Origin of the sequence: Exiguobacterium sp. s6, from assembly GCF_018618155.1 — a bacterium.
Taxonomy (GTDB): Bacteria; Bacillota; Bacilli; order Exiguobacteriales; family Exiguobacteriaceae; genus Exiguobacterium; species Exiguobacterium mexicanum_A.
This window is the reverse complement of the sequence record NZ_JACSLN010000001.1, coordinates 1,447,748-1,459,737: the sequence shown is the minus strand read 5'-3', so window position 1 is coordinate 1,459,737 and position 11,990 is coordinate 1,447,748. Positions and strand designations below refer to the sequence as shown.

General features: G+C 54.3%; 9 protein-coding genes. 8 read left to right on the top strand and 1 reads right to left on the bottom strand.

Going from position 1 to position 11,990, the window contains the following annotated elements:
• Positions 1-10 precede the first annotated feature (10 nt).
• Both KNP75_RS07535 and KNP75_RS07530 read left to right on the top strand, forming a co-directional pair.
• Positions 11-1,129, top strand: a complete 1,119-nt coding sequence (locus KNP75_RS07535) for an NAD(P)/FAD-dependent oxidoreductase (protein WP_215190147.1) — start codon at positions 11-13, stop codon at positions 1,127-1,129.
• Between the two features lie 21 nt (positions 1,130-1,150).
• The gene (locus KNP75_RS07530) at positions 1,151-1,498 is read left to right on the top strand and encodes a hypothetical protein (RefSeq protein ID WP_034777445.1); all 348 of its coding nucleotides are present in this window, start codon (positions 1,151-1,153) and stop codon (positions 1,496-1,498) included.
• An 82-nt stretch (positions 1,499-1,580) separates the two neighbouring features.
• Here KNP75_RS07530 and KNP75_RS07525 read toward each other — a convergent pair whose 3' ends face one another.
• On the bottom strand, positions 1,581-2,144 hold the full coding sequence (locus KNP75_RS07525) for a TetR/AcrR family transcriptional regulator (protein WP_215190146.1): 564 nt from the start codon (positions 2,142-2,144) through the stop codon (positions 1,581-1,583).
• A 121-nt stretch (positions 2,145-2,265) separates the two neighbouring features.
• Here KNP75_RS07525 and KNP75_RS07520 point away from each other — a divergent pair, with 121 nt between their 5' ends.
• From KNP75_RS07520 to KNP75_RS07495, 6 genes are all read left to right on the top strand, one after another.
• Positions 2,266-3,138: an ABC transporter ATP-binding protein gene (locus KNP75_RS07520; RefSeq protein ID WP_215190145.1), complete on the top strand. Its 873-nt coding sequence runs from the start codon at positions 2,266-2,268 to the stop codon at positions 3,136-3,138.
• The gene (locus KNP75_RS07515; RefSeq protein ID WP_214791411.1) at positions 3,139-3,936 is read left to right on the top strand and encodes an ABC transporter permease subunit; all 798 of its coding nucleotides are present in this window, start codon (positions 3,139-3,141) and stop codon (positions 3,934-3,936) included.
• Positions 3,937-4,002: 66 nt separating this feature from the next.
• Entirely contained in the window at positions 4,003-4,815 is an 813-nt protein-coding gene (locus KNP75_RS07510; protein ID WP_215190144.1) for an aldo/keto reductase, read from the top strand.
• A gap of 217 nt (positions 4,816-5,032) precedes the next feature.
• The gene (locus KNP75_RS07505; RefSeq protein WP_215190143.1) at positions 5,033-5,782 is read left to right on the top strand and encodes a TspO/MBR family protein; all 750 of its coding nucleotides are present in this window, start codon (positions 5,033-5,035) and stop codon (positions 5,780-5,782) included.
• Positions 5,783-6,059: 277 nt separating this feature from the next.
• Complete coding sequence (gene gltB, locus KNP75_RS07500) at positions 6,060-10,499, top strand: glutamate synthase large subunit (protein ID WP_215190142.1); 4,440 nt, start codon at positions 6,060-6,062, stop codon at positions 10,497-10,499.
• Positions 10,496-11,947, top strand: coding sequence for a glutamate synthase subunit beta (locus KNP75_RS07495; protein ID WP_034777453.1), 1,452 nt, complete (start codon positions 10,496-10,498; stop codon positions 11,945-11,947). Before gltB ends, KNP75_RS07495 begins: the two co-directional genes overlap by 4 nt.
• Positions 11,948-11,990 lie beyond the last annotated feature (43 nt).

Below are 11,990 nucleotides of genomic sequence, written 5' to 3'. Positions count from 1 at the left end.
CGCGAATGTTATGAAAAAAGTGATTGTGATTGGTTCAGGAATCGTCGGCATCTCGACCGCGTACCATCTGGCTGGGAAAGCCGACGTCACCGTCATCGACCGGAAAGAGAAGGGCCGTGCGACCGACGCGGCAGCAGGCATCGTCTGCCCATGGATCGCCCAGCGCCGGAACAAGGCGTGGTACGCGCTCGCCAAAGGGGGCGCTCACTACTACGCGACCGTCGTCGACGATTTGAAGCGAGAAGGAGAGACGGAGACCGGCTATAAACGCGTCGGGACACTTGCCTTGCACGAAGACAAAAAATTGAACGAGATGCAAGAGCGGACGGCGCTACGCCGGGAAGAAGCCCCGGAAATCGGCGATTTGACCCGGATGACGGCAGAAGAAGCGAGAGCGCTGTTCCCGCCGCTCTCGGACGAATATGACGCCCTTCTCGTCGAAGGAGGGGCACGCGTCGATGGGGAGAAGTTAAGAGCGGCGCTCGAAAGGGTCGCCGTAAAACGCGGCGTGACCTTGGTTGACGGTTCGGCCGTGCTCGTTGAAGCGGGCGGCTATCATGTCGAATGTGATGGTATCCGCTTTGAGGCGGATGAAATCGTACTCGCCTGCGGGGCGTGGTTGCCCGAGTTGATGGAACCGATCGGGTACACGGCCCGTGTCGCCGGGGAGAAGGCACAAATCGTGCACGTGCAGCTCCCGGATACGGACGCGTCCGACTGGCCGGTCGTCATGCCGCCGCGGCGCCGCTATTTGCTCGGATTCGAAGAAGGACGAATCGTCATCGGCTCGACGCACGAACGGGACAAGGCGTTCGACGCACGGCCGACGGCGATCGGGATTCATGAAGTGCTCTCAAAAGGGCTAGAATCGGCCCCGGGACTCGCTGAGGCCGAACTGATTGAGACGCGGGTTGGCTTCCGTCCGGTCACCCCGAACTCGATCCCGATTCTTGGCCGCGTGCCTGGAGCGGAGCAGTTGCTCGTCGCGAACGGTCTCGGCTCGTCCGGTTTGACGGTCGGCCCGTTCATCGGGAAAGTGCTCGCCGACCTTGTTCTAAGCGGAGATTGTGAGCTCGATCTATCACTCTATCCAATCGAGGAATCGGTGTTTAGAACGAAAGACAGCTAATCATAAGAAGGGGGAGTACGAATGCGGTACGAATTTGATTTGATTGACGATGAAAATGATGAGTTTGAGCAGCTGGCAGATAATGTAGGCACGGTCATGGTGTTTGATGAGTCGTGGGAAAATGTCAGCCCGCAAAGCAAGGTGATGATCTCCTTAAGCCGAAATGCCATGATTGGGCTCGGCACGGAGTTGATTCGCATGGCCCACCGCTTTGAAGTCGGTCGACACGTTCATGTTGAACCGATGATGGAAGGACTGGTTTGTCAACGCATGGGTGTTTTCATGACGCCTGAAAGCTCGGAACTGATTATCGCCTGTGGAGACGAATTGGACGTGGATTCGTACATCCCCCCTGAACTTCAAGAGTAGCATCTCTTCTACTACGTTAACGGAATATAAAAAGTCGCCTATCCCTTCTTACACACACATGAAGGGGAAGGCGACTTTTTAGTTATTTCCGGATGATGCCGTGAAGGAAAAATCGGAAATAGTCTTGCATCGATTCGGTCATCGGTGACGTCGACAGGCTCGGGTCGGACAAAATCGCCTGCTGCACAAGTTGGACGTAGCGTAAGTACGAATCGGTCGACAGCTCCGGGTCGATGGCCCCGCTCGTCTTCCCGTACTCAATCAATTGCCGGAATGCGGCGTAGCCTCGTCCTGCCAACTGTTGCCACGAGGCGTCCGCTTGAATCATCGAAGTGATCGTCTCGTCGAACAGCCCGGCCGTCTCGATTTTACGAGACAAAATCTCGATCAGCAATTGATCGAACGGGACGATGTCAGCGATTTGTGACTCAATCCATCCCATCTGTTCCTCCGTCATTTCGGTCAAGACGGCGACAATCACTTGTTCTTTGGAGCCGAAGTAATTATAAATCGATACCGGTGAGACCGAGGCGGCGCGAGCAAGCTCACTCACCGTGAAACGGGACTGCTTCTCGTTCATTAGCCGAAAGGCGGCGTCTAAGATTGCTCGTCGTTTCGTTTCAGTTCGTTTTGTGAATCCATCCATGATGACCCTCGCTTCTCTAATGTTTTGTAATCAATATACCATTTCCATTTCAAAAAATAACGTGATATACTAGTTTTGTAATCATATATATAATAAATTTCAAAACTAAGGAGTGAGTGCGGTGATTCAAATTAAAGGACTGACGAAGCGTTTCGATGCGTCACACGGCATCTTCGACGTGTCGTTCACGGTCGAGCCGGGAACCGTGTTCGGATTTATCGGACCGAACGGGGCGGGGAAATCGACGACGATTCGTCACTTGATGGGGTTGCTCCACGCTGAATCGGGTGTCGCCACGGTCATGGGACATGATTGCTGGAATGAGAGTGAGACGGTGAAGGCGCTTGTCGGCTATTTGCCTGGCGAGATCAATTATCCACAGGACATGACTGGGGAGGATGTCATCCGACTGACTCGGAAACTTCATGTGACGAGCGCGGAGCGCGAACGGACGTTGCGTGACGTGTTCGCCTTCGATACGTCACTCAAAGTGCGCAAGATGTCGAAAGGAATGAAACAAAAACTTGCCATCGTCACCTGCTTCATGAAAGATGTGCCGGTTTATATTCTCGATGAACCGACGAGCGGGCTCGACCCGCTCATGCAGGAACGGCTCGTCGATTGGGTCATCGCTGAGAAAACAGCGGGCAAGGCGGTCTTGATGAGTTCCCACCACTTCCCGGAGATGGAGAAGACGTGTGACCGGGCCGCACTCATCCGTGATGGTCGGATAATCATCGAAGCGGAGATGACCGAGTTAAAACGGCATAGTCAGAAGACGTATCGGATCGAATTGATGGACGAGGCGGCAGCAATGCGGTTGAGCGAAGAAATCGGTTCGCGTGACGGTGTGGTCGTCACCGTCACTTTATCGACGGTCGAAGAGTTGAACGACTTGATTCATCGACTCGCCCGTCACGAGGTCCAATCGTTGTCGAGCGGCACGGACGAACTCGAGCATCTGTTCATGCAATATTATGGGGAGGCGAAATAAATGGTTCTCATCTCGGCACTGTTTAAACAAAATCGTAGCTGGATTCTTGGGTACTCGCTCGGGACGAGCCTCTACTTGTTCTTTTTGGCGGCGGTGTTCCCATCCATCCAAGAGACGGGGCTGATTGAAGGAAAGTTGGATTCGTTGCCACCCGAGTTGCTAGAAGTGTTTAAAATCGACCCGAACTTGGCGATGGACAACGTCATCAATCTGCTCGCGGGCAATTACTATGGGCTCATCTTTTATGTATTGGCCATTCTGTTCGCGCTCACGTTCGCCTCACGGCTCATGGCTAAACCGGTCGATTCGGGTGAGGTCATGCTTTATTTGGCCGCACCGATTTCACGTGGCGGTTACGTGACGGCTAGTATGGTGTTGCTTGTGATCGCGAGTGGTATGCTCGTCGGGTTGAACGGGCTCAGTCTCATGCTCGCCAACGTCCTATTTGATTTACAGATCGACATCGGCTTACTGTGGACGCTTCAGTTGAACGCAGGACTGATTCTAGTCGTCCTCGGGGCGCTCGCCTATGTGCTCGCGAGCCTGTTCGACGACAGCACACGGTCATATATGGTCACAGGTGGGATTTTCGCGCTCTTCTTGATGGCGAACGTCTTCTCGGGATTTAGTGACCAGCTCGACTGGTTGAATACGTTATCGATTTTCTCGTTGTTTGACGCCAACGCTCAAATCCAAGGGGAGTCAGCGTTTCGTTCTTTCATCTGGTTGGGGGGACTTCTCATCGTCGCAATGCTGTTGTCTTATGGACGTTTTACCCGAAAAGATTTGACGATTTAGTTTTTCGAAATAGAATGACGGGTATGATACAATCAGCTCGAACAGTTTTGAAAGGGGAATGATTGTATGCAACTCGCAACATTACGCAACGGTGTCAAAATTCCAATGATCGGCTTTGGGGTATGGCAAGTCGACAACGAGACAGAGGCGCCACAGGCTGTCGCCAAGGCACTGAAAGTCGGATATCGCCATATCGATACGGCAGCCGTTTATAAGAATGAAGAAGGCGTCGCCAAAGGGATTCAAACATCAGGCGTCGCTCGTGAAGATATCTTTTTGACGTCGAAGATTTGGAACGAAGATATCCGTCAGCGCCGGACGAAAGAAGCGTTTGACGAATCACTCGCTCGACTCGATACGGACTATTTGGACCTCTGCCTCCTCCACTGGCCAGTCGACGGGTTCGTCGAGGCATGGAAAGATTTGATTGACCTCTATGAGGCCGGTAAAATCAAGGCGATCGGGGTGTCGAATTTCAAAGAACACCATCTCGAAACGTTGAAAGAAGCGGGTCTCATGACGCCCCTCATCAATCAAATCGAGTTGCACCCGCAACTGCCGCAACCGGACCTCGTCGAGTATTGCCAAGATGAGGGCATTCAAGTCGAGGCTTGGAGCCCGCTCATGCAAGGGAAGTTCCTCGACATCCCGACTTTCGCTGAGATCGCGGAGAAACACGGCAAGACGCCGGCGCAAGTCGTGCTTCGCTGGCATTTGGACACGGGGAATGTCGCGCTTCCGAAATCCGTCACACCGCACCGCATTCAAGAGAACTTCGAAGTGTTCGACTTTGCGCTCGATGCGGACGACTTGGCGAAAATCGACGCCGTGGCGACGCATGACCGCCTCGGTCCGGACCCGGACGAGATCGACTTCTAAACAATTGATGCTACTGTCCATGAACTCAGGTGGGCGATTCCGAATGCGGTGACACTGCCGTTTCTTTGACACGACTCCGGTTTAGGCCGGGGTCGTTTTATTATGTGTCCAGCGAGTTATTCAGGAGCTAGTCCAGATGTGTATGAGCGTTGGCACATGGGTATAGAAAACTATGCTAAAAAAGGAGGTGTCAGGTCTTCTTAGGAGGATCCTACTTATGGACTTATCAAAATGGCCTTTAATCAACTGGCTGGCGTTTTTGGCGACGGTCGTCATCAACTACTTCGCGAGCGGTGAAAATGCGGCCGTGTCGGACCGAATCGATATTTACTTCAAACCGGCCGGCTACGCGTTCTCGATTTGGGGCGTGATTTATATCGCGCTCGCCGTCTGGCTCGTCTTGCAACTGAAGAAAGGGTCGGTTGCGAACCGGCAGGCGAATCGGATGAAAGCGGGCTTTCTCGTCTCGTGTATCTTGAACGGCCTCTGGTTGCTCACGTTCACGAACGAGTGGTTCATCGCTTCGCTCGTCGTCATGATCGCATTTCTTGCGACGCTCGCCTGGATCTATTACATCGCCTTCCGGACGTCGACAAGTTGGCTCGACCGGTTCCCGTTCTCGATTTATATCGGCTGGGTGTCCGTCGCGACGATCGTCAACGTGTTCGTTGTCATGAACCGAGAAAATGTCACCACGTTGCTCGGGCTCGACGAACTGGCTTGGACGTCGCTCATGCTCATGGTCGGTGTTGTCCTCGCACTCGTCTTCATGTGGTGGCATCGTGACTTCATCTATCCGCTCGTCTTCGTCTGGGCCTACGTCGCCATCTTTGCACGAATCGACAATGCGACGCTTTACGTCGTCCTCGTCAGTGCCTTGATTTTGCTCACCCTCGGCTATGTCGGCTTGATCATTTGGAAAAAGCCACGGGCATTCTTGCATCACTCACGAAAAACGGTTGAATAAGGTCGAAAGCAGAAGCGGTAGCTCAATAGACTACCGCTTTTTTGCGAATTTATTTGAGTTCTTATGAACCTATATATCAATATATTTTATGGATAATTATTCTTTATGCATTATAACATGTTTTCAAAAATTGCTTGATAACGCTAATGAATCCGCTTACATCTACATGGTGGTGGACGTGAATTATGCAGAATGGTATACAAGCCCCTTGATTTATCAGAATATTTAGAACAAAATAAAATTTACGAAACAAGATCGAGAGAGAGGGGTTGATTCGATGAAGCGAACAGGCTTGTACGATTCACGATTCGAAAAAGACGCATGTGGCATTGGGCTATATGTCAACCTAAACGGAGAGAAGAAACACGACATTGTCAGTAAATCATTATCGATGCTCTGTAAGCTGGAACACCGGGGCGGGCAAGGCGTCATCGATGCCGGAGACGGCGCGGGGATCATGACCGAGCTACCGCACGAACTGTTCCTCGAGACGATGAATTTGCCGACACCAGGTCGCTACGCGGTCGGGATGGTCTTTTTCCAACCTGACGAATCACGGCTGCAAGAAAAGCAACGGCAGATGGAAGCGATTGCCGACGAATTCGATTTCGCAACCATCGCCTGGCGTGAGGTCCCGGTCGATAGACTGGCCATTGGGGAACACGCCCGGGTGACACAGCCGACGATTTATCAATGGTTCGTTTCTTGCCCATTCGCAGACTACGACTCGAACGAGCGGACACTCTACCAACTCAGACGGACGATTGAGAAGACCGAAGACTTGAATCTATACATGCCGAGTTTATCGACGAAGACGATCGTCTATAAAGGGATGCTGACGCCTGAACAGATTGAGCGGTTTTATCTCGATTTGCAGGCGCCGGCCTATAAGAGCACGTTCGGTATCGTCCATTCTCGCTTCTCGACGAACACGTTCCCATCATGGGAGCGGGCCCATCCGAACCGCATGATTGTGCACAACGGAGAAATTAACACACTCCGCGGCAATATCGACGCGATGCGAGCGCGCGAAGGCGTGACATCGACCGATTTGTTCGAGGACGTGAATCAGCTGTTCCCAGTCCTTCAAGAGACGGGCAGCGATTCGTCGATGCTCGATAACGCCTTCGAGTTCTTCACACGGACCGGACGTTCCATCGCTCATACGGCGATGATGCTCATCCCTGAGCCGTTCGCAGAAGTGAAAATAGATCCGTTCAAAAAAGACTTCTACCAATATCATTCATCGATCATGGAGCCTTGGGATGGACCGACTGGTGTCGTCTTCACGGACGGCCGTCAAATCGGCGCCATCTTGGATCGGAACGGACTGCGACCGATGCGTTATATCGAGACGCTTGATGGCGAACTCATCTTGTCGTCTGAGAGCGGCGTCATTCCCGTACAAGCCGAGAACGTGAAGTCGAAACAGCGACTTCGTCCAGGCCAGCTCCTATTGATCGACTTAGAGTCAAAACGCCTCATCCCTGACGCGGAAATCAAACAGACCATCGCGCGAGCCGAGCCGTACGGTAAATGGTTGAAACAGATGACTAAGCTTGAAGAGTCTCCGGTCGAAGAGCCGTTCGTCGCCGACCTGCACCGGAAACAGCGGGCGTTCGGTTACACGAAAGAAGATATCGAACAATATCTCGTCCCACTCATCCTTGAGAAGAAAGACCCGATTGGTTCGATGGGTCATGACCAACCGGTCGCGGTCTTGTCTGAACGGCCACGCTCATTGTTCCATTACTTCAAACAGCACTTCGCTCAAGTCACGAACCCGCCAATCGATGCATTGCGTGAGAAAATCGTCACGGCCACGTTCACGTGGCTCGGACCACTCGCAAACCCGGTCCACACCGGTCGTGGTCATGCGCGTCGCGTCTGGCTCAAACATCCGTTCCTTGATGCGGCCGCAGTCGAGCAAGTGAACGAGACGCTTCGCGTCGAACGGGTCGAGACGACATACGAACACGACCTCGAGGCTGCTCTTGAGACGTTGTTCGAACGTGTCGAAGGGCTCGTCCGCGATGGGGCTGAAGTCATCATCTTGTCAGACCGAAGCATGAACGAAAACCTGCTGGCGATGCCGTCGCTCCTCGTCTTGAGCGCCGTCCATCAACATTTGATTCGTGTCAATCTTCGCGCGTCGTGCAGTCTCGTCGCTGAGAGTGGCGAAGTGCGTGAAGTGCACCAAGCGGCCGCCTTGATTGGATACGGCGCAGACGCCGTCTATCCGTATCTCGCCTATGCAACGATTGCCGAGGCGGTCGAGGACGGTCAACTGCCATACTCGTTCACAGAAGCCGTTCGCCGCTATCAGACGGCATCGGTCGATGGCATCGTCAAGATCATGTCGAAGATGGGGATCTCGACCGTACAAAGTTACCGTGGGGCCCAAATCTTTGAGGCGGTCGGGATTGACCGTGCCTTGATCGAACGCCATTTCCGCGGGACGACATCACAGTTGTCCGGTGTCGGTTTCACTGAACTCGAAGAAGAGTCGCGCCGCCAGCATGAAGCTGCCTACGAGCGGGAACGACCGCTCGAGGCCGGAGCCGATTTCCAGTGGCGCGCTGATGGGGAAGAGCACGCCTTTAACCCGAAGACGATTCATTTGCTCCAGCGTGCCTGCCGCGAGAACGAGCGCCGGTATTATGACGCTTACGTCAAACTCCACGAGTCGTCAGGCCAATTCTTACGTCAATTGTTCGCGTTCAAACAACAAGATGCGATTTCGATTGATGAAGTCGAGTCGGTCACTTCGATCGTCAGCCGCTTCAAGACGGGAGCAATGTCGTTCGGATCCTTGTCGAAAGAGGCGCACGAGACGCTCGCCATCGCCATGAACCAAATCGGCGGCAAGAGCAACTCAGGAGAAGGCGGGGAGGACCGGAATCGGTTCACCCCTGATGAGGACGGCAGTGAACGCGTCAGTCGCATCAAACAAGTCGCAAGTGGTCGTTTCGGTGTGACGGCCGAATATTTGTATCACGCCGATGAGATTCAAATCAAGATGGCGCAAGGTGCGAAGCCGGGTGAGGGTGGACAATTGCCAGGGAACAAAGTATATCCATGGGTCGCCGAAGTGCGCGGCTCGGTCCCAGGTGTCGGACTCATCTCGCCACCGCCGCACCACGACATCTATTCGATTGAAGATTTGGCGCAACTGATCTTCGACTTGAAGCACGTCAACCCGAACGCGAAAATCAGCGTCAAACTCGTCTCGAAGTCAGGCGTCGGGACGATCGCGGCCGGTGTCGCCAAAGCGAACGCCGACACGATTGTCATCAGTGGCTATGACGGAGGAACCGGGGCGTCACCACGGACATCAATCAAGCATACGGGACTCCCGTGGGAGCTCGGTCTGCTCGAGACGCATCAGACGCTCGCGTTGAACGGACTCCGGGGCCGCGTCACGCTCGAGACCGACGGTAAGCTCATGACCGGGCGTGATATCGTCCTCGCCGCCATCTTCGGCGCCGAAGAATACGCGTTCGCGACGGCGCCGCTCGTCGTGCTCGGTTGTATCATGATGCGGGCGTGTCACCTCGACACGTGTCCGGTCGGTGTCGCCACACAAGACCCGGCCTTGCGCGCAAAGTTCATGGGCAAACCCGAACACGTCGTCAACTTGATGACGTTTCTCGCCGAAGACGTGCGAGAGATTTTAGCCTCGCTCGGTGCGAAATCGCTCCGTGACGTCATCGGCCGGACCGACTTGTTAGAGGAAAGCGTCTGGAAACAAGAACATCCGAAAGCGAGAACACTTGATTTGGCACCGATGCTATCGATTCCGACAGCGTTGCCGGAAAAAGAAGAGCTGCCGCATCCGGCCTATCAGTCGTATGACCACCGAAAATTGATCCCGGCCGTATCACGCTCGATCAAGTCGCTTCAACCGACGTTCTTCGTCGGCCGCGTCCGCAACACGGACCGCGCCGTCGGGACGATGCTCGGGCATGAAGTGACGAAAGTGCATGGCAACGTCGGTCTCGCCGAGGATACGATTTCACTTCGCCTCAGCGGATCGGCCGGCCAAAGTTTAGGGGCGTTCCTGCCGAGCGGGATCACGATCTCGGTCATCGGTGACGCGAACGATTACGTCGGGAAAGGCTTGAGTGGTGGAAAACTCGCCGTCATCGCCGAGAAACATGCCCCGTTTGAAGAGAGCGAACAAGTCATCGCTGGGAACGTCTGTCTCTACGGCGCGACGTCTGGGATGGCGTTCTTCAACGGTCATGTCGGAGAACGATTTGCCGTCCGTAACTCGGGTGCGGTCGCTGTGACAGAAGGCGTCGGCGATCACGGCTGTGAGTACATGACTGGTGGGACGGTCGTCGTCCTCGGTACGGTCGGTCGTAACTTTGGGGCCGGGATGTCGGGCGGAGTCGCCTATCTTTACGGGGACCAGGCGTACGAACAACTTGTCAACGAAGAGCTCGTCTCGATTGATCGAGAGTTGACCGATGAAGATGCCGAACAGATTTACGCGTTGCTCGAGATGCACCAGTTCCATACGGACAGTGTGAAAGCGAGAGCCGTACTTGAGGCGTTTGAGCAAGAACGAAAACGCTTCGTCAAAGTCGTACCGCGTGATTATGCGAACGTACTTGACGTCATGCGTCACATCGAGGCGACGCGTCCGGAATTGAGTGACGCCGACCGCGCCCTCGAACTATTCCGCGTCGTGACTGAAGGAGGGGGAGCATGAGACATAAATTTATCGATATCCCACGGGAGACATTGCCAGAACGTTCCGTCCTCGAACGGATTCATGATTACAGTGAATACGCTTCACGGATGGAAGACGGACCGATCGTCAAACAAGCCGAGCGTTGTATGGATTGCGGCACCCCGTTCTGTCACGTCGGGGACATGATCGGTCAAGAGACGATCGGCTGTCCAATCCACAACTTGATTCCCGAATGGAATAAGCTCGTCTCGGATCAAGATTGGTATCGGGCCTACGAACGATTGATGGAGACGAACAACTTCCCAGAGTTTACGGGGCGTGTCTGTCCGGCCCCGTGTGAAGGGTCGTGTACGCTCGGCATCAGCGAGGATCCGGTCGCGATCAAATCGATCGAACGGACGATCATCGACCGCGCGTTCGAGGAAGGTTGGGTCAAGCCACGTCATGTCAAGAAACGGACCGGACACCGTGTTGCCATCATCGGCAGCGGGCCGGCCGGACTCGCGGCGGCCGATCAATTGAACCAGCTCGGTCATGCGGTCACAATTTATGAGAAAGCGGATGAGGCGGGCGGCCTGTTGTTCTATGGCATCCCGAACATGAAGCTGGAGAAGGACGTCGTCCGTCGTCGCGTACGGCTACTCGAGGCAGAAGGGATTCGCTTCAAGACGGGCGTCAACGTCGGGACCGATGTGACGATTGAGTCACTCCGTCACACGTACGATGCCGTCATTCTCGCGACAGGGGCTCAAAAACAACGGACGCTCGGCATCGATGGGGATGATGCCACAGGCGTCGAGCCGGCGATGGATTATTTGACCGAATCGACGCGGGTGCTCGGCGGGAAATCGCTCAACGCTCGATACGACGCGAACGGGAAAGACGTCATCGTCATCGGTGGCGGAGACACGGGAGCGGACTGCGTGGCGACGGCGATCCGTCAAGGCGCCAAGTCGGTGACGCAGTTCGGGAAACACCCGGAGAAAGGCATGTTCCGGGCGCCGGAGCGGCCATGGCCGCTTCAACCGGACACATTGTCGACTGATTACGCTTATGCGGAAGCGATTGAACATTTCGACCACGACCCGCGCACGTATTTGATTCGGTCGAACCGGGTTATCAAAGATGGAGACCGTGTCGTCGGGATTGAGACGGAACGGATGGAGAAAATCGTCAAACCCGACGGACAGGCGACGTTCTTCGTCGTCGACGGGTCGATCGAGACGTATCCAGCCGATCTCGTCCTTGTCGCCATTGGGTTCGAACGCCCGGAGCGAGAGCTCCGGAAAGTCGGCATCGAGGCGAACCATGACTATACGTCGAACGTCGAGGGTGTGTTTGTTGCAGGGGATGCGAGACGGGGACAAAGTTTGATTGTTTGGGCAATCCGAGAAGGTCGCGAGGTCGCGGATACCGTCGACGGATACTTGAACACTTGTCAACAAGAGCTAAAAACTTCATCATAAAAAGGAGCGACGAATTCGTCGCTCCTTTTTACATGGACATTTA

Coding starts and splice junctions, on each gene's coding strand:
- KNP75_RS07535 (WP_215190147.1), top strand. CDS start 11: ATGAAAAAAGTGATTGTGATTGGTTCAGGAATCGTCGGCATCTCGACC.
- KNP75_RS07510 (WP_215190144.1), top strand. CDS start 4,003: ATGCAACTCGCAACATTACGCAACGGTGTCAAAATTCCAATGATCGGC.
- KNP75_RS07495 (WP_034777453.1), top strand. CDS start 10,496: ATGAGACATAAATTTATCGATATCCCACGGGAGACATTGCCAGAACGT.
- KNP75_RS07530 (WP_034777445.1), top strand. CDS start 1,151: ATGCGGTACGAATTTGATTTGATTGACGATGAAAATGATGAGTTTGAG.
- KNP75_RS07515 (WP_214791411.1), top strand. CDS start 3,139: ATGGTTCTCATCTCGGCACTGTTTAAACAAAATCGTAGCTGGATTCTT.
- gltB (WP_215190142.1), top strand. CDS start 6,060: ATGAAGCGAACAGGCTTGTACGATTCACGATTCGAAAAAGACGCATGT.
- KNP75_RS07525 (WP_215190146.1), bottom strand. CDS start 2,144: ATGGATGGATTCACAAAACGAACTGAAACGAAACGACGAGCAATCTTA.
- KNP75_RS07505 (WP_215190143.1), top strand. CDS start 5,033: ATGGACTTATCAAAATGGCCTTTAATCAACTGGCTGGCGTTTTTGGCG.